The organism is Pirellulales bacterium, from assembly GCA_035546535.1.
In the GTDB taxonomy this organism is placed as follows: domain Bacteria; phylum Planctomycetota; class Planctomycetia; order Pirellulales; family JACPPG01; genus JACPPG01.
Genome location: DASZWQ010000087.1, coordinates 32,129 through 56,505 on the forward strand (window position 1 = coordinate 32,129; position 24,377 = coordinate 56,505).

The following is a 24,377-nucleotide window of genomic DNA, read 5'->3' on the forward strand; positions in this document are numbered from 1 at the left end:
GTAGAAACAGGAGAACGCGCCCCGGGGTTTCTCTTGCGATCCTACGTCCCTCGCCTTTCAGACAATCGAACATCACCAGGGAATGAACCTGATCGCAAGTTGCTTGCGCCAGGTTAACCGCCATGGTAGCCAAACTCGTCCAATGGGCCCTCAATAGCCCCGTGGTGGTGCTCCTGGTGGCCGTTGCGCTCATGCTGGTGGGCGGTTATGCGTTCACGCACGTGAACGTCGAGGCTTATCCTGATCCCGCGCCAGCCATCGTCGAGGTCGTCGCTCAGTACCCGGGCGCCAGCGCCGAGGAAATCGAACGTCAGGTGACGATTCCGCTTGAAGTCGCCCTGGCCGGCATCCCCGGCTTGAAGTACACGCGCGCGAAATCGATGTTCGGCCTGTCGCACTTGCGCAACCAGTTCGAGTACGGCGTGGATTATGAATACGCCCGGCAGCAGGTCATCAACCGCCTGCAATCGGTCGACTTGCCGCCGGGCGTTACGCCGCAGATTTCGCCGGCGTCGCCTATCGGCGAGATCGTCCGCTACACGCTGACCAGCCCCAGGGACTCGCACGGCCGTCCCATCTATACGCTCAACGATCTCAAGTCGCTGCAAGACTGGACGCTGCAGCGCGAGTTTCGGCGCGTGCCGCGCATCGCCGGCGTGGTCAGCACGGGCGGCGAGGTGAAGCGCTATGAAATTCGCCCCGACCCCGATCGGCTCAAGGAATACGGCATCACGCTCAGCCAGTTGCAGGATGCCGTCAAGCAAAGCAATGCCAACGTCGGCGGCGATTACGTCGTGCAAGGCGACACGATCCAGGTGGTCCGCGGCATCGGCCTGATTGGCGGCGGCGAGGACCCCATGCTGGTCGCCATGCAGATGCACACGCCAGAGGAGGCCACGGCCTATTTGCGCGCCGAGGAAAACCGCCGCATCCAGGAAATTCGGCGCATCGTCATCGCGGCCACCAACAACGTCCCGATTCGCGTGGAACACGTTGTCGAGGGCGGACCGGTCAAGACCGGTGGTGCACTCGGCGAACGCGGCGTTGTCGTCAATCATCAAACGCGGCAGGGGCGCCTGGCCATGACCAGGCCGCTGACGGACGAGCACGGCGAAGATCTCGTCGACGCGCAGGGCAAACGGCAATGGCTTGATTTGCCGGACGAAGTGCAGGGAATCATCCTGCTGCGCAAAGGCGAGCAATCGATTCCCGCCCTGACCGACGTGATGGCCAAGATCGACGAAATGAACAACACGCCCGGGCGTTTGCTCCCCGGCGTGCGGATCGACCCGTTCTATGATCGCGCGCGACTGATCGATGTGACCACGGAAACGGTGCGTGAGAACCTGGTCGTGGGCATGCTGCTCGTGTCCGTTATCTTGCTGATGTTCCTCAGCAACGTGCGCGCGGCGTTGATCGTGGCCATCAATATCCCACTGGCCCTGTTGTTTGCCTTCGCCGTGCTGTTCTTGCGCCACAAATCGGCCAACTTGTTGTCAATCGGCGCGGTCGACTTCGGCATCATCGTCGACTCGTCGGTGATCATGGTCGAGAACATTTACCGCCGGCTCAGCGCCGGCGAGAACGCCAACTTGCCGCTCAAGGATCGCATCTTGCGCGCCTCGCGCGAGGTGGAGCGCAGCTTGTTCTTCTCGACCGTGATCATGATCTGCGCCATGCTCCCCTTGTTCACCATGACGGGGCCCGAAGGGCAGATCTTTGGTCCGATGGCCGATACTTACGCTTTTGCCTTGGCGGGCGCATTGGTGTTGGCGCTCACGGTTTCGCCGGTCCTGTGCTCGATCTTCTTCAAGCATCTCAAGCCGGCCCACGACAACGTCCTGGTCCGCGCATTGAAATCTTTCTTCCTGGCCGAGTTGGACCTGCTGTTGAAGCACCGCCTGCTGACGATGATCTTTTTCGGCTTCGTTTCGGTCGGAACGATCTGCTACTTGCCGTTTTTGGGCCGCGAGTTCATGCCCGAGCTGGAAGAGGGCAACATGATCGTCCGCGGCACGTTCCCGGTGAACGTATCGCTCGATGAAGCGGTGGAAAAGGCGAAAATCGCCCGCAACATCATGATCAAGTATCCCGAGGTGCGGTTGGCCACGTCGCAGATCGGCCGACCGGACGACGGCACCGACCCCACCGGCTACTACAACGTGGAATGCTTCGTGCCGCTATACCCACCGGATGAATGGCCCAAGATCGACGGCCATCGCCGCACGAAGGAAGAACTGATCCAGGATATGAACGAGGAACTGTCGCGCAGCCTGGTCGGCATCAGTTGGGATTTCTCGCAGATGATCCGCGACAACGTGATGGAATCGCTGTCCGGCGTCAAGGGAGAGAATTCGGTCAAGATCATCGGGCCGCAGTTGGACGAGTTGGAACGATTGGCGGGTGAATTCAACAGTGTGCTGAGCACCGTACCAGGCATCGTCGACCCCGGCGTGTTCCACATTCGCGGCCAGTCGAACCTGGCGTTCCCCGTCAATCGCGAGAAATGCGCTTTGTGGGGTGTGAGCGTGGCCGACGTCGAGGACGTCATTCAGACCGCGGTCGGCGGTAAGCCGTTTACGGACATGGTCGAGGGAGAACGATCCTTCGACGTGACGTTGCGCTGGCCGCGCGAGTTGCGCCAGACCGAGGAACAGATCCTCGATATTCCTGTCGACGTCGTGAAGAACAATATTCCGGCGGCGACCGACGGAAGCACGACCGGCGCGTTGTCGGCTACGGGGACGAGTGTCGCGCAGCCCAATATCACGGGCAGCTCGTACAGTGCGACGGGGGGCGCGGTTAGCCGCGTGCCGCGCCGGCGATTGAAGGACCTGGTCACGCCCGTCGACGCGCAAGGTGTCCCGGATCCTCACGGCACGTTTGTGCGACCGGGTGCTGCGATCATTTCGCGCGAACAGGGAAGCCGATTGATCGCCGTCAAGTTTGGCGTCCGCGGGCGCGACCTGGCTAGTGCCGTGGCCGAAGCACAAGCGAAAACCGCGAACCTGCTCAAGCCCCCTTACCGCGCCGTGTGGAGCGGCGAGTTCCAGCAAATGCAGGAAGCCGAGCAACGCATGGCGATTATTGTCGGGCTGGCCATGGTGCTCATCATGGTCATGCTCTACCTGGCGTTTCGTTCTTTGCTGGATGCCATCGTGGTGCTGGCCAACGTGGCCGTGATGTCGATGGGGGGCGTGTGGACGCTGTGGCTCACGGGCCTGAACTTCAACGTCTCGGCGGCCGTCGGCTTCGTATCGATTCTCGGCGTCGCCGTGATGAACGGGCTGTTACTCGTATCCTCGTTCAACGCCCTGCGCGCCAGCGGCGTCCCACTTCGCTCCGCCATTCGTACCGGCGCGCTGAACCGCATCCGGCCGCTGACCATGACGGCGCTGACGGCCATTCTTGGTCTCTTACCGGCGGCGCTATCGACCAAGATCGGCGCCCAATCACAGCGGCCGCTGGCCATCGTCGTCGTCGGCGGTATGGTGACCACCCTCTTGATGTTCAACTTGATCCCGGTGCTCTACAGCTTCTACGGCCACCGCGAGCCGCCCGAGGGCGCCGGCCACCTGGCCGAATGATCTCGGTCGGCGCACGATCAGCCGGCATTCCGCTCGCCCACCAGCGAATTGCTGAAGAGCAGTCCGGCCACCAGCGCGATTCCGACCAGGAACATCTGAAACGCCGAGTCGACGCCGTGCTCGGTATCTTGGCTGAGGAAGGCCTCCAGGCTGCGATAACCGATCGAGCCGGGCACTAAGAGTGCAATGCCCGGAACGATGATCAGCTCGGCCGCGCGACGGCTGAATCGGGCATAGGCATTGCCGGCGATCCCCAGCGCGGTCGCGGCCAGGAACGGGCCGGCCAATTCACCAACGTACGCCTTGCCCAACCGCGAGCCGACAAGTGCCGTGGCCGATGCCACCAGGATCAACCAGTAATCGCTGGCCCGCGCGCGGAACCGCAGCGACGAGCCGATGGCCACGACCAATAGCGCCGGCAAGATGGACCATTCCGGCAGATGCGCGGGCTCGACGTCGCGAATATTGGGCCACAGTTCGGCCAGTTGGTAGCCCGTCACGGCGCCTAGCGTCAGTGAGAGAAAGACGACACCCACGTTGGCCATACGACTGGCCCCGGCGGTGAGCTGGCCGTTGGCCAACTCCTCCAAAGCGTCGACCAGCCCGATCCCCGGCAATAGCACGACCAGTCCCGCCGCCAGCGGAATCCAGCCGCCGTAGGCGCCAAAGATTTCGTCGGCCGATCCGGCAATAAACGCCGCCGCGGCCGCGGCCACCAGCTCGAACGGTCGTCCGGCGCGCCGATAGCGTGCCATCAGGTACGCGATAGCACCGACGGCCAGCCCGACCAAAGTCGAGACGATCAACTCCTCGTACCCGCCGCCGAAGAAGACCGAGAAGGGAGCAGCGCTCAACGTGTAGGCGGCCACCGTGGCCCAGGCACCACGCGGCGTCGCGTCGTGCATGAGCTTATCGACCTTCGCCTTGCCGGCTAGGGCCGAAAGCGATCCATCGCTCAGCCCTTCGGCCACAAGCATGACCTGCGAGAGCCGATCGAGATCGGCCACCCCCGGCTTCATCCGCAGAACAAACGTGATCGGCCCCTCCGGACGGTGAACCGACAGGAATTGCCCCGTCGGCACAACGAATACTTGCAGCGGGACCTGAAACCGTTCGGCGATGCGCAAGAGCGCCCGCTCGACCTTGTGCGCGGGTTGTCCGAATTCGTGCAGCGCCGTCCCCACCGACACCAGCACCTGGACGACCTCGTTCAATCGAGCGTCCGAGGACGGCGCGGCGATGATCGCCGTATCGTACAAGCTGGGCCGTTTTTTGCGGGGCTGAGGCGTCATACGGTTGGTCGCGAACACCCTTGAGAAGACCAGACTCGTCGACAGCAAGGTTGCTGATAAACGACGCACCGGCCAAACAGGAAAGTCTACATTCGTCTCGCGGCCCCGTCCCGCGGACTTTCGCCCGCAAAATCGTCACGCTTGCCGCGCCGGATGAGACGCCGGCGGGGTATGATGGGCGCGGTCAATTCATCCGTGCTACCGGCGAGCCACTCGATCATGGGCATCTTCAAGCGTTTGGATCATGTATCCATCGGTGTCGTCGATATCAATCGCGCCTGGCGATTGTTCGTCGACGTACTGGGAGGCGAACCGCTCGGCGATCGCGGCCAAAGCGATGCGGAAGGATTTCACTGGGCTACGTTTCAACTCGGTGGCAAAAAGCTCGAGCTCGTTTCGCCCACCGTCGCCGGCGAAGGGGGCGTGGGCCGTTATATCGCGCGGCACGGTGAGGGCTTTCACCACATTTCGATCAGCGTCGAGAACCTGCCCGAGGCGATCAAATATTTCGAATCGCAAGGTATCCGCGTGCTGGCGGCCAACTACGACAATCCCAATTGGCGACACTGCTACCTGAACCCGAAGGACACCTGCGGCGCGCTGATTCAGGTGTTCGAAGAAAACGAAAAGACGCTGGCCGATTCGGGCGGGTGAGCGTGGCGATGATTACGCGGCATCCAGTGTTTCGACGCTTTCGCGCTCTCACTCCTTCGTCCGCGTGGCGCCGGCCGAAATCAACGTGGCCACATTGGCCAGGATCTTCGGTAGGCGCAGTCCGCCCGGCGACGCAAGGTACTTCGGCTCCCACTGCGGGTGGAACTTTTCCTTGTATTGCCGCAGCCCTTGAAAATTGTAGAAGTGCTCACCGTGGCGAAAGACGAGCGTGCCCAATCGGTGCCACAAGGGGGCGAGCGGCCCCACGTCCAAGCCTGACAACGGGGCCATGCCCATGCTGAAGTTTTCGAACCCTTGCGCGCGCCCCCACAGCATGAGCTCGACGAACAGATAATCCATGATGCCAGCGGGCCCCGCCGGTCGATAGCGCATCAGGTCGATCGACAGTTCGTGCTTACCGGCGCCGCACAGCACATTGGCAAAGCCGACGATGCGTTCCTCGTGGCGTACTAGCGCCAGCGGAAACCGCCGCAAATAATCTTCGCGGAAGAAGCCGAGCGAAAAGCCCTTCTCACGCGCGTTGCGCGTCGCGAGCCACTGGTCCGAGATTTCTTTCAATTCCGGCAACAGAGGCGGAACCGCCTCGCGCGGTATCACCTCGAACGTGCAGCCGGCGTGCTGGGCCTTGCGAACCGCTTCGCGTAAATGGCGCTGGCTACCTCCCTCGAGTGAGAAATCCGCGAGCGACACGCGCCCTTCTTCCCCCAACTTCAACAGCGACAAGCCCAGGTCGAGATACAAGGGCAAGTTCGCCGCCGACACCTGGTAGAAGACCGGCGTGCCGGCATGCCGGTCGCACAACTCGCGAAACTGCCAGGCCAACTCGTTGGCCTCGGCCCTCGTTCCCACGGGATCGCCGAGCACCACCCAACTCGAACCTTCGATGGCGTACATCAAGAAGGCGGTGCGGCTCTCGTTGAACAAGAGCGACTTATCGGCCAATAGCGCCAGGTAGGCCGACGTGCGTGGCGATTCCGTGGCGACGCGCTCGGCGGCCGCCAGTTCTTCTTCGTCCGGCGTGTGCGCCTGCGGATCGGCCGGCCGCAAGAGCCGCGCGACGCCCGCCGCGACGAGCACAGCCGCCGCGCCGACCATGGCCCGCAGCGAGCGCGGGGCGTCTTCGGCCAGGGCAAATCGCCACCACAGCGAATTGGTGTACTCGACGTGCTTATGAGAGAAAACACCCAGCCATAGCGTGCCGAGAAACACCAGCACGATCGAAGTGATCCAGCCCGGCGTCAATGTCTCGTGCAATAGCGAAGCGCGCCGATCGAAGTAGCGGCGCGATGGCAATAAGGCGAGCAGCATGACGGTGAGAATCGACGCCTCTTCGAGGTTGAACCCTCGCAAGAGCGAAACCACGATCCCGCAGGTCAGCAATCCCACCGACAAATGGTAAGCGGCGTCCAAGCGTTCGAGCAGGCCGCGCGCCAAGAGCAGCAACCCCATGCCCGCCACGCTACCGAAGAGGTGCGAGAACTCGACGACCGGCAACGGCACGAAATCCGATAGCCAATGCCAGCGCGATACGGTGCGCGGGAGTGCGCCGTACACCAGCAAGGCCGCGCCGCTGGCGAACGTCGTGCCGGCCAGCACGCGCGGCACGATTTCCGGCGCCCAGCGCCCGAACAATCCGGCGTAACGGGTTACCGTCTTCCAGCGCAGCGACGCTTCGTGCCCGGCCAAGAGCCCCGTGGCCAGCACCAGCGGCAGCAAGTAGTACGTCAACCGGTAAACTACGAGCGACCCCATTACAGCGGCCGGATCCTGCGGCGCAAGGGTATGCAGCAAGATCGCCTCCACGACCCCCAGGCCTCCCGGCACGTGGCTCATGATGCCCGCGACCTGCGCCGTGAGAAACATGCCCATGAATTTGGGATACGACACGGCGATCTCGGCCGGCAACAGTGCGTACAAGACCGCGGATGCGGCCATCAGGTCGGCCGAAGCGATGAACATCTGCATCAGCGTGAAGCCCGGCGGAGGGAGCGAGAACTCCCAGCCGCGTACCGCGACCGGTCGCAGCCGCAACGCGCTGAAGCACAAATACGCGCCGACGCCAGCCAGCAGGGTGATGCCGATCGGAAAAACGGTCGTGACGGGAAGTTTCACCTCCACAACCTCGGGCAGCGGTAGTGGATCGAACGTGAAGACCGCCCCGGCCAGCGTGCAAAAGCCCAGCACGAAGGTCACCGTGCAGATGGCGATGATCTTCACCACCTCGACGGCCGAGAGGCCGAAAGTCGAATACAGGCGGTAGCGCATGGTCGAGCCGCCGAGGATCGCGCCGAAGTTGTAACTCGACACATAGCTGACGAACGAAGCCAGCGCGATCCGCGAGTACGATAACGACCGGTCGATATAGTGCAGCGCCAGCCAGTCATAGCCGGTCAACAGGGTGTAGCTAAGCGCCGTCATCGCGAGCGCCGCGCCGAGTTGCTTCCAGGACAAAAGTGACAAGCGTTCTTCGATGTCGCGGAGCGAATAATCGCGCAACTCGCGGTGCAGCACGAACACGGCGGCCGAGAAGATGAGTACCACCGCCAGCGACCCCGCAACGCCGAGCACCCGCTGGCGCCAGGCCGGCGCGCCGCGCGCCGCGTGTCGAGAGTCCTGCTTCATAGCCGGTCCCCACTCTGGGGCGGCGCGATATCGGGCGCTACGCCTTCGACCGCCAGCAGCGGACAGACGGCCAGCGCCCCGAAGACGATCAACATCTGGCCCGGCGAGTACGTCAGCCACACCCATTCGGTCGAATGCGGCAAAGAGCCGCGAAACAAGCCGATGGCCAACAGCATGTCGCTGAGAAAAAAGAGCGCGGCGCCCACGGCCATCAGGCCGAACATTCGACATTGCCAGGCCAACCCTGTCGCAAATCCTGCCGTCGCCGCCAAGAGCAGCGAATAAGGAAGCGCCGGAAACACAAGCGGCCGCGTCTTTTCATTCGGCGCGAGGTACACGATCGCGTACCAGCCGATCGTGGCAATGACTAGCCACGCGAAGAGCGCCATATTTCGCTTGCCACGATTTTGCAATGCGAGCACGCGCGCGGCTTCGAAACAGGCCGCGATATAGGCAATGTGTCCGAGGCCGAAGGAGATCATGCCGCCGAGCACCGGGTCCGGTAGCGGCACCAGGTTGTTGAGCAAGTCGGCGTTGAAGAAATCGCCGAGCGTCCCCAGAGCCATGCCCAAGGCCACGAGCGCAATGAACCGGCCGGCACACGAACCGCGATAATGGGCGTAGCCCGCCACGCTCGCCGCGACAAGCGTCAGCGACGCCCCCATGCGTCCCCAAGTGGCCGGCAGCGACGAGTGTCCGGCCGTGGTATTGCCCCAAATCATGGCAAAGGCCAAAGGTGCGGCCCACAGAAACCACAGGGCGCGCAGGAACGGCCGCGATGGCGTGGCCACCTTGAATGCCCAGCCGTCCGCTTTGCGCGTCCGATCCGGCGGCTGAGCGTTGCCTTGATTCATCATGCCACCCCCCAGGAGAGAATCTGGCCTTTTTACTCGAAATGCCCTCACAAACCTATCCCGGAGGCTGCCTAGTTTTGCGGCGCATGTTCGTCGACACCGTACCCTGTTTTTCGATCATCGCGGATTTCCTATGGATTCTTTGATCGTTGGTTTGTTAGATTGCCGCTCAGCAGGATTCGGAACAACGCCTGCGCCACTTTACGGCGGCTGATTTCGCAAACTCTCGGATAGCTAGTGAAAACCTGACAAGCGTTTCTTCAATCGCTCGTCCATCCACAGGTTTTCCACTCCGAGGGGTATTATGCCGCACTCTTTGCGTTGCCGCGTTGATCGTACTCTTGTCCTCATCGCATTCTTCGTCCTTGCTTGCTCCGCGCTTTCCGTGCGCCCGGCCTGGGCCGCCACCAGTTTCGCGCAGTTCACCGAGGGAAACGTCAGCAACACGACACCGCCCATCCCGCTGGGCAACTTGTTCGGTTACGACGGGAGCACCGCGGGCAATGCGTCCCTCGGGACGATTAACGGAACCGGCTTTGGCGACCCCATTCCTGCCAACTTTTTCTTTTTGAACCTGCCGGGGCTGCCCGCCGATTTGCAAGGGCTTCAGAACGCGACCATGAGAATGACCGCCAGCACGACGGCGCAGGTGGTAACGGGCTTTGGCGACACTGTGGGCTCCCAACTCTTCGATGGCGAGGGTGATCTCGAAAGCGTCATTCAATTCACGCGCAACACGCCCGCGGCCGAGGGGAACGGCTCCCGCACAAACCTGCTGACGATCAACTTCACCGCGCAGCTATCGGGCACCCTGGGCGGAGAAACGGCGTCGCTCACTGCCGATACGCTGACGGGTTACTCGATCACCTACACTTCGGACTTTTTGAGCTTTTCGCCGAACGAGCAAGGCAGCTTCAATATCGCGCTGACCAGCTGGCAAACGCTCTCCGTCGACCAGAACATTGCTGGCAGTGGACCGCTCAGCATTAATGACGCCACCCAGAACTTCAATATCGCGACGGCCGCGGGCGCCGGCAGCTTCGCGGGTGGCCCGTCGGTCTCGATTCCCGAGCCGAGTTCCTGCGTGCTGGCGATCCTTGGGCTGGGACTGCTAGGAGTTCTCGGCCGACGGCGATTGTCGGCTTAGAATTCACTGCGACGATCGAAGATCTACCTGCCCTGCGCCGCAACCTCGTGCGGCTCGACAAAGGCCTCGCGCACCCGGCACAGGGGCAGGCATTGCACGAGGAGCACGAGCGGCGCGACGATGCACCAGCCGACGGCGGCCAAGGGTACCTCGATCACGCGCGGCAGATGAAGGTCGTCGTACCACGGCACCTTTGGTATGCGCGACGGCAGCTCAGGTCTGTAGGGTCGCCTTTGAAACTGTGGATTCGCCCGCAACGTCCTGGCAAGCGCAGCCAGCGATGGAAACGGCCAGGCGTGCCACGGGTCGCGTTCGGAATCGGACGACTTTAATCGACGGCGATGTCGCCCGACGGTGTTCGCCGTCACGCCAGCGATCACCAATGCCAGAACAAAATTGACGGGCACCCACAGGGCCGTCTTCGCCAGCCCGGCGCCAGCCATCAATTGCGACGGATGCCACTGCCAGGATCGGTGAAACTCGATCTCGGCGTTTGAAGTCAGTAGCAGCACCAACCGCTGCACGCTCTTCCACGTGCGGCGGTCATAGCGCACCAGGTGGTCTTCCATGTCGGAGTACGTCAGCCATAGCTGGCTGATCACGTGTCGGACCGTCTGGTCCGGCGTCTCTCGGTAGAGGCTCTGGATCTCCGCGTCGAAGGCCTCGGAACCGATGCGATCGAACAAGAAATCGTCGACGGCCTGACAGAGCTCGGTGCGCGCTTCGCGGTCGATCATAAGTAAGTATTATGGAGTTCGGCGAGAAAAATGGGGAGTCGTAGTTTTCACGGTGGATGGACGACTGACATTTTACCGACACGTCCGTTGTTTCGCTGCCGGCGCGCGGGTGGATTATGGACCGCCAAGAATTACGTGCCAAGCTCGAAGAGCTATTCGTACGGCTTGAGGCTGAGATCACCTCTCACGGCTTCGCCACGGAACTCCAGACATGTCTTCAAGGAGTACTTACAAGCGCACGAAATGAAATCGGCGCCAAGTACGACTCCGGCGAGCTAACCTGGGCGGACATTCTCGAAGTGGAAACGGAGTTCCACCGTGTCCTGCAAATATTCGCCAACCCGCGACCGTCGTGGTTGCCGACACCGCTGCAAATGGAATGGTGCGCATTCGCCGAACAACTCGCCACGCGACAGGGTACGCGCATTCCCGATTGGAACGAGTTCTACGCCGACCGAGAAGCTTTGGAGCGCCGAATCAGCGAGCAAGGAATGCATGATTGAGTTTTGCCTTGCCATGCTGGTCTACTGGCTCGTTTACGCGGCCATCGCACTCGCGCTCTCGGCCCCCTTTATCTTTCTGGCACGAAAGCGCGTTGATTGGCATGCCTGGGAGTTGCTCGCGTTTGTATTGCCATTTTCCCTCTGGGCAGTGTTGGTCTATGTGAATGACGCCGGGAAATCTCTCTCCAATCTGGTCGAGCCATTCGTGTTCGTTCCGGCCATTCCGATGGCCGTACTGGCCCGCGCCATCGTCGGACGACGCTATGACCAGACGCGTTTGGCCGCGTTTCTGATTGTTCTGCTTTGTCTTGTTGCCGCCGGGGTATACCTGCTCATGCCGGCGCTGCCGGAGTAAGTCCAGGCGCGAAGCCGAATTTGCGACCGGCGTCGCTGGCAGGCTAAAATGATCCTTTTGGCGAACATGGCGGCGAGCGCGGCCGTTTAGCGGCTGCGCGACCAGCGGTTCCGCACCCCCCGCGGCGCTTGTTGCGGTATGCTTGTGAGGCCCGCACCGGTGCACCAACTTGGCCGTCGCGCGTGCCTCCCCCCTGCCCTCTACCGCTCACCACTCACCAGGATTCTGGAATGCTTCGCTTGCGGATTGCTTTTCGCGCGGCCCTGCTGGTTCACGCCGTCGTTCTAGCGACGGCGATCACCGCCTTGGCCCAAATGTCGCCGGAAGACGAATTGAAATCGTTGTCGGTGCCCGACGGCCTCGAACTCAAGCTCTTCGCCAGCGAGCCCATGATCACCAATCCTGCAGCCATCGACGTCGACACGCATGGTCGGGTGTGGGTCGCCGAGATCCAGTGGTATCGCGCCGCGGCCAAGCAACCAGCGGCTGACAAGATCAAGGTCCTCGAAGATACCGACGGCGATGGCCGCGCCGATCGCGTGGTGGTGTTCGCCGAAGACGTCTTCTGCCCGATGAGCATTTGCGTGGCGGGCGACAAAGTGTATGTCGCGACGAGCCCCGACTTGTGGGTTTACGAAGATAAGGACCACGACCTGAAGGCCGACGGTCCGCCGACCAAACTGCTCACCGGTTTCAAGGGACAAAACCACGACCACGGCGCGCACAGCCTGGTGCTCGGTCCCGATCACAAGTGGTGGATGTCGCACGGCGACGCCGGCTTCGCCGTCACCGGCACGGACGGCAGCCAGGTCGAGTATCAATGGGGCGCCGTCCTGCGCGGCGAGCTCGACGGCGCGAAGCTGGAAACGGTCGCCAAGAATTTTCGCAATCCTTACGAAGTGTGTGTCAGCTCGTTCGGCGAATCGTACTTGAGCGACAACGACAACGACGGCAACTTCAGCGTTCGCATCTGCTGGCTGCTGGGCGGCGGCAACTACGGCTGGTTCGGACGGCCGCCGGCGCGCGTCCCGCACGAAACACCTTTCGGCGAGCATTGGCATTTCCGCGGCCACGTGCCCGGCTACGTGCCCGCGACGCTGGTTACCGGCTTTGGCTCGCCGTGTGGCATCTGCTTTTACGAAGGAGACGCGCTCGGGCCCCATTACAAGAATGCGGCGCTGCACACCGATGCCGGCCCGCGCGAGGTGCGGCTGTACCGATTCGAAAAGTCGGGGGCCGGCATGCGGACCGACAGCGAGCTGATCGTCACCAGCAAGGACGACAAGTATTTCCGGCCCGACGACATCTGCACGGCACCCGACGGAAGCGTGTACCTGTCCGACTGGTACGACGGCGGCGTCGGCGGCCACGCTTACAACAACCCCGACCAGGGGCGCATCTTCCTGCTGCGTCCGGCCGGCAAAAAGCTCTCGCGCGTCGGCCAGCCCGGTCCATACTCAAACGTTCCTGACGCGATCGAAGGATTGAAGAACCCGAACCTGGCCACGCAGTTCCTGGCGCGCGAGCGGTTGCTGGCGGCCGGACAAGAGGCAGTGCCGGCGCTGGCCGCGCTTCTGCATGACGAAGACCCGAACTATCGCGCCCGGGCCCTGTGGGTGCTCGATCGCGTCGGTGGCGAAGCGCGGCAAAAGGTTGCCGAACAGCTCAAGAGCCTGTCGGGGCGGGAAAGGGCTTTGGCCGTGCGCATCTTGCGTCGGCACGGCGAAGAGTATCGCGCGCCGCTCTTGGCACTGGCCGACGATCCCGAGATCGAAGTCCGCCGGGAAGTGATCCTGGCGCTGACCGATTGGCGCGGCGCCGACATCGACGCGGCCCTGTTGAGATTCGCTTCGGCGTACGACGGCACCGATCGCTACCTGCTCGAAGCGATTAACATCGCCGCGGGCGACCGGCGCAAAGAATTGGCCAAGGCACTGGCCGATGCCGGCCGCGTGTCGTTGGACAATGTCGATCTCGTGCAGGCGCTCGATCCGGATGCGGCCGCGCGCTTCGTGATCCAGGCTCTTGCGGATAAAAGGCTCGAAGCAGCGGCGCGTGGCCGGTTGCTCGTGCGTCTGAGCACGATTCCCTCGTTGGCTGCCGGCGAAGCCGTGTTGTCGGTCGCCGCCGATCGCGCCGAGCCACTCGCCACCCGGCAAGATGCGCTCGCGGCGCTTGGGCGCAATTTGGAGGGAGACTGGAAAGAACTGCCCGAGCGGCCGGAATTCCTCTCCGCAGCGGCGCAGTTGCTGACCGAATCGGACTTGCGCCAGCCGATGATCGCGCTCATCGAAAAACAGGGCCTCAAGCCGTGCGGCAGCATGCTGCTGGTCGTGGCGCACGCCGCCAGCGTTCCGTCCGACGCGCGGGCCAAGGCACTGGCGGCGGCGGCGCGCTTGAACACCGCCGGAGCGGCGACGGCCTGCGAAGCGCTGCTCACGGCAAAAGACGAAGGCCTTCGGACAACCGCCGCTCGGGCCCTGGTCGATCTGCAAGCCTGGGCCCCGATCAAAAAGTTGATCCTGGCACCTGATACGCCCCCCGCGCTGCGGCAAACCGCGCTTGAGCGCACAAGCGATAGCGTGGGCGGATCGCTCGTGCTCTTGAAATTGATCGAGGACGGCAAGCTGCCCGACGACGTGCGACAGGCAATCATTGCCCGTACCACCAGGCACGTCGACGCGGGCATTCGCGTGCTGTATGAACGCTTCATCCCCGAGGGTGATCGGCCGAAGCGCCTGGGCGCGGCGGTGAAGCCGGATGAAATCCTGGCCCTGACGGGCGACGGCAACCGCGGCCGCACGATTTTCTTCAAGAGCTCGGCCGCCCGCTGCCAGTCGTGCCATCAGGTCAACGGTTTCGGCACGAAGGTTGGACCCGACCTGAGCCAGATCGGCAAGAAGTACGAACGCCGCACGCTGCTGGAAACCATTCTCGAACCCTCGAAGGCCATCGCGCCCGAGTTCGTCGTGCAGCTTGTGGAAACGGCGTCGGGCGAGGTTCACGCCGGTTTGATCGAACAACAGAACGACAAGGAAGTCGTGATCAAAAACGCGCAAGGCAAATCGATTCACGTGCCCAAGGAGGATGTTGTCACGATCGAGCCACAGAGACAGTCGATGATGCCCGAGCTGGTCTTGCAGGATATCACGGCGCAAGACGCGGCCGACCTGCTGGCGTTTTTGACGTCGCTTACAAATGCCACACCCGCACAAGCGCCGGCGGGGGAATGATCGTGAAGCATCTTGGCAGAGGGATTCTGCAAACCGCCAACTGGTCGCGACGCATTGGTGCCTGCGCAATCTTGGCGCTCTCGACCTCGAACATGCTGCGCGCCGCTGAGCCGGCTGCACAAGCGCCGCCCGCGCCGATGCTTGTCCCGCACGGACAGAACAGGGCGCCGGGCCCCGCGCTATCTCCCAGCGAAGCCATGGCGCGCATGACGGTGCCGGAAGGGTTTTCCGTTGAACTCGTGGCGGCCGAGCCTGACCTGGTGAACCCCGTCGCCATGACGTTCGACGAGCGCGGGCGGATCTGGGTGACCGAAAGCCTCGAATACCCACGGCGCGAGCCGGGCCCGGGCCGCGACCGCGTGAAGATCCTCGAAGACACCAACCACGACGGCCGCGCGGACCGGTTCACGATCTTCGCCGACGGATTGAATATCCCGTCGGGCATCGCCGTCGGCGCGGGCGGCGCATGGGTGGCCAACGCGCCCGATATCTTGTTCTTGCAGGATACCAACGGTGACGATCGGGCCGATCGACGCGAGGTGGTCGTCACTGGGTTCGGCCGTGACGACACGCACGAGCTTCCCAATTCGCTCACCTGGGGACCGGACGGTTGGCTCTACGGCCTGAACGGCGTCTTCAATCGCAGCGTGGTCCGGCAGGACGATCGCGAGCTGCGCTTCACGGCCGCCATGTTTCGCATCGATCCGCGCACGCGCCACTTCGAACTCTTTGCCGAAGGAACGAGCAACCCGTGGGGCATCGCCTGGGACCATGCTGGCAGCGCCTTCGTCAGCGCTTGCGTGATCGACCATTTGTGGCACCTGGTCGAGACGGGCTACTACCATCGGCAGGCCGGCGCGTATCCTCCCTTCACGTGGAAGATCGAGTCGATCGTCAAGCATCATCATCAGCAGGCGGCCTACTGCGGCATCCACTTTTTCGACAGCGACGCCTACCCGGCCGAGTATCGCGGCAAGCTGTACATGGGCAACATCCATGGTAACTGCATCAACTGTGACGCGATCGCGCGCAACGGCGCGACGTATGCCGGCCGGCCTGAGAAGGACTTTCTCTCCGCCAACGATGCCTGGTTCATGCCCGTCGTGCAAAAGACGGGACCCGACGGCTGCTTGTACATTCTCGATTGGTACGATCGGTACCACTGCTACCAGGACGCCAACCGCGACCCGGCCGGCATCGATCGGGGGCGCGGCCGCCTGTACCGCGTGCGCTACAAGGACACGCCGCGGGCTGGCGCCCTCGACCTGGCGCAAGAATCGACGCTGCAGCTCGTCGAGCGCTTGCGCAGCCCGAATGTCTTTTTCCGCGACATCGCGCAGCGGCTGTTGGCCGAACGGGCCGAGCCCGAGGCGCTCGATCAACTCGAACAGTTAGTGCTCGACGACACGGCGCCGCGCACCGCGCGGATGCATGCCCTGTGGGCGCTCCTGGGGGCGGGCGCACTCGATCCAGGTTTTCACTCCAAGCTGCTCGAGCATAATGATGCCGACTTGCGCGCCTGGGGCGTGCGGGCCGCGGGGAACCAGCGCACGATCGCCGTCGGGTTACGCCACGAGATCGTCACCCTTGCCGCCGATCCCGCGCCCGAAGTGCGGCTGCAAGTCGCGATCGCCGCCGGCAAGATCGCCGACGTCGACACGGTCGATTTGTTGGTCGAGGTTTTGTGCCGCTCGGCCGATGATCCGCTGATTCCGCACATCGTGTGGCAGAATTTGCATCCGCGCCTCGAGCGCGACGCCGACCGCTGCTTCGCGGCGCTCGCGCGCGACGGACGCCGCGAATCCCCCGGCGCGGCGCTCATCTTGCCGCGCCTGTGCGAGCGTTTGCTGGCGACGCGACCGCTCCCGGCCGAGCAGATTGCCCGCGCGCTCACGCTGGCGGTGCAGGCCGCCGACGCCCAGCCGGTGTTCGCCGAGGCGGGCGTGCGATGCCTGGATACGGTCGCCGACGAGATTCGCGATCGCGAGCTGGCCGAGTCTGACGCCGCGCAATTGCAAAAGGCCTGCGCACCGCTGGTCGCCACGCTGCGCAAGCGCGCCGACCATGATTCGCTGCGCGTAGCTGCTGTTCTGCTGGCGGCTTCGTGGAACGATGCCACGGCGGTCGAGGCAGCACGCGAGATTCTGGTCGCGCCCCGATATTCCGATGCCGCACGCGGCCAGGCGCTCGAGGCCCTGGTGACCCTGCACGATGAGAAACTGCTGACGGCGCTTAAGCCCCTTTTTGCGGAGGGCGATCAGGCCAGTACCGACTTGCAGCGCCGCGTGTTGGGATCGCTGGCACGTCTCGACCACGACGATGTCGCGCTCCTGGCGCTCGAGGTATTCTCGCGGCTCGCCCCCGAGTTGCAGCCACAGGCGGTTGGCCTGCTGACGAGCCGGCCCGCTTGGGGACGGAAGCTGCTACAAGCACTGGCCGACGGAGCCATCGATCGTTCGGCCGTGAACGCCAGCCACATCCGCAAGCTGCTGGCCGCCGGCGACAACGAACTGCGCGACCAGGTGGCGCGCGTCTGGGGCACCTTGCGCGAGGAACGCAGCCAGGATCGAGAGAATGTCATCCGCCAGACGCGGCAACTCGTGCGCACGAGCCTCGGCGACCCCGCGGCTGGGCGGCTGGTTTTCCGCAAAGTGTGCGGCAACTGCCACAAGATCTATGGCGAAGGGCAGGAAGTCGGCCCCGACCTGACGGTCAATGGTCGCGGCTCGTACGAGCAGCTGATATCGAACGTGCTCGATCCCAGTTTAGTGATCGGCGCCGCCTATCAGGCGCGTACGGTCGTAACCGACGATGGTCGCATTCTCACGGGCCTCTTGGTCGAGGACAGCCCCCAGCGCGTCGTCCTCAAACAACAAGGGGGCAAGCTCGAGACCATCCCGCGCGACGGGATCGCCGAAATGGACACGAGCAAACTGTCGCTCATGCCCGAGGATCTCGATCGTCAACTGACGCCGCAGCAACTGGTCGACCTGCTGACTTTTCTGGCGCTCGATCGGGCCCCCGAGGATCCCGAGGCGAAATGGCTGTCAGGCTTTGACGGTCCGGCCGCGCGATAGTGCCGAAAAAACGTTTTGCACAAGTTGGTGCCGACCATTAGCTTGAAGGGGCCGCGCAAATAGCGGTCAGGCGCGAGCGAGCCCGCCTCCAGGTGCTAAATTTCAGGGTGCGTCGCGATTTCGCCTCGAGCACCGTGCGTGCCCTCGCAACACAGGAGTCAGGGAAGCCATGTCGAGCGAATCCTCGAATCTACCGCCCCTGGGCGCCACCGAGCTACCGCGCCTGGGCAGTCTCGCCCAGGCGGTGCGCGACAAGTCGCTGCGACAAGCGCGCAATATGCTGATTATCATCGGTGTGATCACGGTCGCGGTGAATTTGTTCGCGGCGATCGAAATACGTGATCGCATCCAAAAAGAAGCAGCCGGCTTGCAGGCCAAGGGGCAATTGATCGATCACGACAAGCTCGAAGCGCTGATTCGCGCCGGCCAGGTCAGTCTCGGCGCTTTCGTCGTGCTGGGTATCATCTTTTTGCTGCTCGGGTTGACGGTACGCACCTATCCCGTACCGATTACCATCACTGCGTTTGTCCTTTACGTCGCCGCGAATGTCATTGTGGCGATCTCCGACCCGTCAGTGCTGGCATCCGGATTCATCTTCAAAATCATTGTCGTTGCGGCGCTCGTGAAGGCGATTCAAGCGGCCCTGGCCTATCAGCGGGAAGAGGCAGCTTCGCTGGGCGGCGCGGCGGCGTGACAGGCATGGATGACGCGCTTTTGCCGCCGGATCATTTTTCCCAGCCTTTTGCGGCCGACGGCGATACCGCGCCCGAGCCGACGGTCACCTGTTGGCGCTGTCACAGGGCCTCGCCGGCTTCGACGGCCATTTGCCCCTATTGCGAGGCGGAGCTTGCCCCACCCGTTCTCGGCAAGCGGCGCGCAAGCGCTTCGCCCATTGCGCCGGTGTGCTTCGTCTTTTCGCTGCTGCTCGTGGTGACGATCGTGCAAGCGGGTCTTACGTTTTTCGTCGATCCCGATGCCCGCAATGCCGACGCGCAGCGGCTGCAGATCATGTTCGTGGCCGAAGCGATCGACACGGCGATCGTGATCGCGGCCTGGGCTCTGCTGGGGCGCCGGATTCCGCCTTTCGGCGCAGGTCCGTCGCGCCCTTGGGTCGCCTGGTGCGCCGCGCCGTTCGTGCTGATGGCTGCCTTGGGTGCGAATGTCGGGTACCACGCGCTGTTGCGCGCTTACATCAACTGGCCCGGCGAGATCGACGCCCGGGCGCTGCCAGCGCCCGACTTGACACTGGCGATCCTGGCCATCTGCGTCCAGCCGGCCATCATCGAGGAGCTGTTTTTCCGCTACCTTTCCCTTGGCGCTCTGCGCGACAGCATGAACATTCATGGCGCCGTATTCGTCTCGTCGGTGATGTTTGGCGTTGCACACGTCGGCTCGCCTTTGAGCGTCCCCGTCCTGGTGCTGCTGGGATTCACGCTCGGGTACTTGCGCGTCTTCAGCGGTGGGCTGGCCCTGCCGATGCTGGTTCATTTTGCTCATAACGCGGCGATTCTTCTGGCCGAACATTTACTCCCGTGATTGGCAAAACCATCGAAACCGCGCCGCGGCTGCCGTGGGGCACGATCTTTTGGCTGGCCGTGGGAGGCACCATGATCGGCGCAAGCTTCCTGCTGGGAAACCGGCACTGGGCCGTCGCCGCTGCCGCGCCCATCCTGCTGGGGCTCGCTCTGTTGTGGGCGCGGGGAAAACCACTGCACGTCCGCGTGACCGAGACGGGACTGGAAACCGGCGGCCCGTTGGACGTCATTCCCTACGAGTCCCTCGAAATGCTCTCCTTCGCCGGTGGCGATCCCCTGTCGCCCAAGAGCACGTTGTACGTCTACCACCAGCGCGGCATCCTGGCGTTGCCCGCCGACCTATCGGTCGATCGTGGCGAGTTGCAGGCGTTTCTCGCGCACTGCCTGGCGACGTTCAAACGTCCACGAGTCCCAGCGAACCTGGCCGGCTACCTGGCCGACCAGCAGGCAAAGTTTGGCGGCCAGCACGTGTGGACCTATGGCGGTCGCAACATCATTCGCTCGCCGCGCAAGAATTTGGCGCGCACGGTGCTGGGGACCCTCGCATTGACAGGTCTCGTCTGGATCGTGGCAGGCGCCGTGATGGGCGGACACGAAACCTGGATCGGCGCCGGCATCATCTGCGGCTTGCTTTTCGGGCTGTTGTTCCTGGCGACGCTGGCGCGGCCTGCGCCCCCCTTGAGAATCAAAAACTGGCGCGACGCATGCCTCGTCATCAGCCCACTGGGCATAGCGCTCTCGCAAGGGGACACGCACGGGCAAATGCGCTGGAGCGAGCTGCGTGATATGAAACTCATCCAGCCGCGCGGCACGCCCGTGCTTCTGCGGCTCAACGTGGCCGGAGCGCAGATTCTGTTGCCTGACATTTACGACGCGCCGCTGGCCACGATCCATCAGCAGATGCGCGACTACTGGCGGCGACCCTGACGAGCGTGTCAGAGCCGGGCTTTACTCTTCGCCTAGCATGCGATGCAGCTCTTGGATCGTATTCCAATTCCTCAGCGTGACGGGGGATCCGGCCGCCCTGTCGAGAACCGCGGGCGTCAATTTCGATTGGCCTACGCTTTCGATGAAGTCGATCCACAGGCCATCGCCGACCACTCGGATTTTTTCTCCTCGGGTGGCGTAGCGAGCCAGGTTCGCAACCATGGTCTTCGGACAGGGGACCTTGGCTAGTCCCAAATGCACCAGATGAGGACGGGTATGAGCGGAGCCCTGGAAAGGGCTCCGCGCAAAATATTGCTTCCACTGCGCGGCGGTTCTGACGATGACGGGCACCTCGAAATGGAAGGTGTCGAGGACGACGGCTTCCAACCGCGCGCTCGCTTGTTCCGGCTTCAATTTGCCGACGTCCACGACGAGGTTGCCGCTTTGGATATAGGTCCGCGGATTCTTAAAGCCCGCCTTGGTCACGGCCGCGCAAAGCGCCGCCATCGGCACCTTTCGGTGGCCGCCGACATTGATCCCTCGCAGAAGCGCGACTATTTTCATCGGATATCAACTTACCGACCGCCCACGCAGGGAGAAACCATCATGACGCGTTTCGTCGCTACGGCACTACTCGCAGGTTTAATCTTCGGCGGAGTTCTGCGCGGCGCGCAGGCCGAGGAACCGCCGCAATTACTTCTCTGGCCCGAGGGCGCGCCGGGCGCGGTCGGCAGCGAAGACACCGATAAGCCCTGCGTGTGGCTGCATCGGCCGCCAGCCGAAAAAGCGGGCGGCGGCGCCGTGATCGTCTGCCCCGGCGGAGGCTACGGTCACCTGGCCATGACGTACGAGGGGCACGAAGTCGCCGACTGGTTCAACGAGTATGGCGTCACGGGCTTCGTCCTGCGTTATCGCCTCGCTCCCCGGTACCATCACCCGGCGCCGATATCGGACGCCCAACGTGCCATTCGCCTGGTGCGCTCCCGCGCCAAAGAGTGGGGGATCGATCCGGCGCGGATTGGCATCATGGGCTTTTCGGCAGGTGGGCACCTGGCTTCGACCGCGGCCACGCATTTCGACGATGGCAAATCAGACGCTGCGGACCCGATCGACCGCGTGAGCTGCCGGCCTGATTTCGCGATCCTGGCTTATCCCGTGATCACGCTGACCGGGGAGTACGCACATGGCGGTTCGCGCGAAAACCTATTGGGCAAGAACCCGCCGCCCGACCTGGTGGCCAGCCTTTGCAATCAAAACCAGGTGACGTCGCGCACTCCGCCGACGTTTCTGTTTCATACCGCGGCCGATAAGCCGGTGCCGCCGGAAAACAGCATCATGTTCTTCCAGGCGCTGCGCAAGGCCAACGTTCCCGGCGAGATGCATATCTACCAGGAGGGACCGCACGGCGTGGGACTGGCGCGCAACAATCCCGTGCTCTCCACCTGGCCCGAATGCCTGGCCACGTGGCTGGAAGAGCGCGGCGTGCTGAAGAAGAAGGAGTAGAATGCGCGATGGCGTAGACGTTTCAGCACAACGTCGAACATCGCGGTACGTTTTGACCCTCCCCCTGCCCCCTCCCTGACAGGGAGGGGAGCCAAGGTTGGTTTCCCAAATGGCTTCGACTTCGCCTTGGATCATTGACGTCACGGATGCGACCTTCGACCAAGAGGTTCTTGCGCGCTCCCAGGAGCTGCCGGTCGTCATCGACTTCTGGGCCCCCTGGTGCGGTCCTTGCCGGCAGTTGGGACCGCTTCTGGAGAAGCTGGCCGCCGAGGGAGCCGGCAAGTTCCTGCTGGCGAAGATCAATGTCGACCAGTCGCCTGGCATCGCGGGCGAAATGCGCGTCTCGTCGATCCCGGCCGTTTTCGCGGTGCGACGCGGGCAACTGGTGAATCAATTCGTGGGGCTGCTGCCGGAGCCCGATTTGCGGCGCTGGCTGGAAGCCCTGGAGCCGAGCCCCGCCGAGCGATCGCTGGCCGAAGCCGAGGCGCTCGAAGCCAACGATCCGGCCGCGGCCGAGGCGAAATTGCACGCAGCGCTGGAACAATCGCCGCAGAACCGGCCACTGCGAATTGCCCTGGCCCGGGTCCTGGCGGCGCAAGATCGGCTCGACGACGCCGAAGAACAGATCAAGCACTTGGAGCGCGAAGGCTATTTGGAAAACGAGGCCGAGCAGATCAAAGCCCGCTGCCAGTTGCGGCAGGCAGCCCGGCTGGCCGGTGACGTGCCGACGGCACAAGCGGCGGTTGCCGCGGCGCCAAGCGATCCTCTGGCCCAGCTAAAACTGGCCTACGCGTTGGCGGGGGACGGCAAATATGCGGAAGCCTTGCAGACGGCGCTTGTGGTCGTGCAGACGGATCGCAAGGGGCAAGGGGACGCGGCCCGGCAATTGATGGTTGATATCTTCCACGCGTTGGGCCCGGACGATCCGGTCGTCGGCGAGTATCGGCGCAAGCTGTCGTCCGCCTTGTACTAGCCCGGAATTTTTGACGTTTCACGCTCGCAAAGGAGTGTTTTTCGATGGCCGGCGACACATGGTATTACGCGCAGGATGGTAGATCGGTCGGGCCGATGTCGTTCGAGGATTTGCTGAAGAAGCTGCCTGGCGTGGGCGGCGGCGAAGCTTTGGTGTACGGCCCGTCGACCACGGGCTGGCTCGAAGCTCGTCACATCCCGGCCATCGCCGACGTGCTGCGCGGCGCGGGCGCGCCGCCGGTGCCTCCCGCAGCGCGAAGCTCCGACGAGATCGACTACGAAATCTTCGGCCAGGAGATGCAGTACGTCGAAGTCACGCTCGACCCCGAGGAAGTCGTCATCGCCGAACCGGGCGCCATGATGTACATGACTTCCGGTATTCAAATGGAAACCCTCTTCGGCGACCCGTCGAACAAAGGGGGCTTCTGGTCGAAGATGATGACCGCCGGCAAACGGGCCCTGACCGGCGAGTCGCTCTTCATTACCGCCTTTGCCAATCATGCGCAGCAGCGCGAGCACGTCGCGTTCGCCGCGCCGTATCCGGGCAAGATCTTGCCACTGCACCTCGACCAGTTAGGGGGCGAGCTGATCTGCCAGAAAGAATCGTTCATCTGCGCGGCGCGTGGCATTCAGATCAACATCGCGTTTCAAAAGCGCTTCGGCGTGGGCCTCTTCGGTGGCGAAGGTTTTATCATGCAGCGGCTTCAAGGCGACGGCATCGCCATGGTACACGCCGGCGGCACGCTGATGCGGCGCACGTTGACCGCTGGTGAAAAGCTGCGCGTCGACACCGGCTGCCTGGTGGCCCTGGCGCCGAGCGTCGATTACGACATTCAGTTCGTTGGCGGCATCAAGAACACGCTCTTCGGCGGCGAGGGCTTGTTTTTCGTAACACTCACGGGACCAGGCGACATCTGGCTGCAATCGCTCCCCTTCTCGCGCCTGGCCGGCCGCGTTTTGGCCGCGGCGCCCGAGCGCGGCGGCGGCCGGGACGAAGGCTCGGTCCTTGGTGGCCTGGGACGGCTCTTGGACGGCGATAACCGTTAAACCACGGGAAAACGCCTGATTTGTGCGCCGGATACTCTGGCCGCGGCCGGCGCCGGCCAGCGGCGCCAATTGCAGGTAATTTGGGCCAAAGCTAGAATTCATCGACCGCGAATAGGGAAGGGTTCTCGCGGCAAACGCCCCACCCGGCCGCAGCCGGCGAAAACAAGGACGATTTTCAAGCGTCATCGCCCGCCACGAGCCGTGCCTCGGGGGCGACGTAAATTTCCCCAGGGCATCCAGCCATGTAGCAATCGATTCGATGCGGCGGCCAGTCGGCGGCGAGAGTGATTCTCCTGCTTGGCTCCCGGGTT

At 63.3% G+C, this 24,377-nt stretch carries 17 protein-coding genes and 1 pseudogene; 13 read left to right on the forward strand and 5 right to left on the reverse strand.

Annotation, left to right across the window (positions count from 1 at the left end; genetic code table 11):
* The first annotated feature begins 122 nt into the window (after window positions 1–122).
* The gene (locus VHD36_11175; GenBank protein ID HVU87874.1) at window positions 123–3,587 is read left to right on the forward strand and encodes an efflux RND transporter permease subunit; all 3,465 of its coding nucleotides are present in this window, start codon (window positions 123–125) and stop codon (window positions 3,585–3,587) included.
* Window positions 3,588–3,604: 17 nt separating this feature from the next.
* Here VHD36_11175 and VHD36_11180 read toward each other — a convergent pair whose 3' ends face one another.
* Window positions 3,605–4,879, reverse strand: coding sequence for a threonine/serine exporter family protein (locus VHD36_11180; protein ID HVU87875.1), 1,275 nt, complete (start codon window positions 4,877–4,879; stop codon window positions 3,605–3,607).
* Window positions 4,880–5,098: 219 nt separating this feature from the next.
* On the opposite strand from VHD36_11180, the gene VHD36_11185 reads away from it, so the two are divergent.
* On the forward strand, window positions 5,099–5,533 hold the full coding sequence (locus VHD36_11185; protein ID HVU87876.1) for a VOC family protein: 435 nt from the start codon (window positions 5,099–5,101) through the stop codon (window positions 5,531–5,533).
* A 48-nt stretch (window positions 5,534–5,581) separates the two neighbouring features.
* Here the strand turns inward: VHD36_11185 and mprF are convergent, their stop codons facing one another.
* Both mprF and VHD36_11195 read right to left on the reverse strand, forming a co-directional pair.
* Entirely contained in the window at window positions 5,582–8,176 is a 2,595-nt protein-coding gene (gene mprF, locus VHD36_11190) for a bifunctional lysylphosphatidylglycerol flippase/synthetase MprF (GenBank protein ID HVU87877.1), read from the reverse strand.
* Window positions 8,173–9,033 carry a lysoplasmalogenase gene (locus tag VHD36_11195; protein ID HVU87878.1) on the reverse strand — a complete coding sequence of 287 codons (861 nt, stop codon included), beginning with the start codon at window positions 9,031–9,033 and terminating at the stop codon, window positions 8,173–8,175. Before VHD36_11195 ends, mprF begins: the two co-directional genes overlap by 4 nt.
* A gap of 382 nt (window positions 9,034–9,415) precedes the next feature.
* On the opposite strand from VHD36_11195, the gene VHD36_11200 reads away from it, so the two are divergent.
* Window positions 9,416–10,177 (forward strand): PEP-CTERM sorting domain-containing protein, encoded by a 762-nt coding sequence (locus tag VHD36_11200; protein HVU87879.1) that lies wholly within the window; start codon window positions 9,416–9,418, stop codon window positions 10,175–10,177.
* A gap of 23 nt (window positions 10,178–10,200) precedes the next feature.
* Here the strand turns inward: VHD36_11200 and VHD36_11205 are convergent, their stop codons facing one another.
* Complete coding sequence (locus VHD36_11205) at window positions 10,201–10,914, reverse strand: hypothetical protein (GenBank protein HVU87880.1); 714 nt, start codon at window positions 10,912–10,914, stop codon at window positions 10,201–10,203.
* A gap of 318 nt (window positions 10,915–11,232) precedes the next feature.
* Between VHD36_11205 and VHD36_11210 the strand changes: the two genes are divergently transcribed.
* The 6 genes from VHD36_11210 to VHD36_11235 all read left to right on the forward strand — a co-directional run bounded on the left by VHD36_11210 (window position 11,233) and on the right by VHD36_11235 (window position 20,544).
* On the forward strand, window positions 11,233–11,772 hold the full coding sequence (locus VHD36_11210; protein HVU87881.1) for a hypothetical protein: 540 nt from the start codon (window positions 11,233–11,235) through the stop codon (window positions 11,770–11,772).
* Window positions 11,773–12,002: 230 nt separating this feature from the next.
* Complete coding sequence (locus tag VHD36_11215) at window positions 12,003–15,005, forward strand: PVC-type heme-binding CxxCH protein (protein ID HVU87882.1); 3,003 nt, start codon at window positions 12,003–12,005, stop codon at window positions 15,003–15,005.
* Window positions 15,006–15,007: 2 nt separating this feature from the next.
* Window positions 15,008–18,082: a PVC-type heme-binding CxxCH protein gene (locus VHD36_11220; protein HVU87883.1), complete on the forward strand. Its 3,075-nt coding sequence runs from the start codon at window positions 15,008–15,010 to the stop codon at window positions 18,080–18,082.
* A gap of 169 nt (window positions 18,083–18,251) precedes the next feature.
* Entirely contained in the window at window positions 18,252–18,776 is a 525-nt protein-coding gene (locus tag VHD36_11225) for a hypothetical protein (protein HVU87884.1), read from the forward strand.
* 5 nt (window positions 18,777–18,781) lie between these two features.
* Window positions 18,782–19,618 (forward strand): type II CAAX endopeptidase family protein, encoded by an 837-nt coding sequence (locus tag VHD36_11230; GenBank protein HVU87885.1) that lies wholly within the window; start codon window positions 18,782–18,784, stop codon window positions 19,616–19,618.
* Window positions 19,615–20,544, forward strand: coding sequence for a hypothetical protein (locus VHD36_11235; protein ID HVU87886.1), 930 nt, complete (start codon window positions 19,615–19,617; stop codon window positions 20,542–20,544). Before VHD36_11230 ends, VHD36_11235 begins: the two co-directional genes overlap by 4 nt.
* Window positions 20,545–20,565: 21 nt before the next feature.
* On the opposite strand, the gene VHD36_11240 is transcribed toward VHD36_11235, so the two are convergent.
* Window positions 20,566–21,108: a DUF1697 domain-containing protein gene (locus tag VHD36_11240; protein ID HVU87887.1), complete on the reverse strand. Its 543-nt coding sequence runs from the start codon at window positions 21,106–21,108 to the stop codon at window positions 20,566–20,568.
* Between the two features lie 42 nt (window positions 21,109–21,150).
* On the opposite strand from VHD36_11240, the gene VHD36_11245 reads away from it, so the two are divergent.
* The 4 genes and pseudogenes from VHD36_11245 (at window position 21,151) to VHD36_11260 (ending at window position 24,066) form a co-directional block, all read left to right on the forward strand.
* The gene (locus VHD36_11245) at window positions 21,151–22,047 is read left to right on the forward strand and encodes an alpha/beta hydrolase (GenBank protein ID HVU87888.1); all 897 of its coding nucleotides are present in this window, start codon (window positions 21,151–21,153) and stop codon (window positions 22,045–22,047) included.
* A 109-nt stretch (window positions 22,048–22,156) separates the two neighbouring features.
* Entirely contained in the window at window positions 22,157–23,020 is an 864-nt protein-coding gene (locus VHD36_11250; GenBank protein ID HVU87889.1) for a tetratricopeptide repeat protein, read from the forward strand.
* A gap of 44 nt (window positions 23,021–23,064) precedes the next feature.
* A pseudogene (locus VHD36_11255) lies at window positions 23,065–23,208 on the forward strand (GYF domain-containing protein).
* A gap of 51 nt (window positions 23,209–23,259) precedes the next feature.
* On the forward strand, window positions 23,260–24,066 hold the full coding sequence (locus tag VHD36_11260) for a TIGR00266 family protein (GenBank protein ID HVU87890.1): 807 nt from the start codon (window positions 23,260–23,262) through the stop codon (window positions 24,064–24,066).
* The last annotated feature ends 311 nt before the right edge of the window (window positions 24,067–24,377 follow it).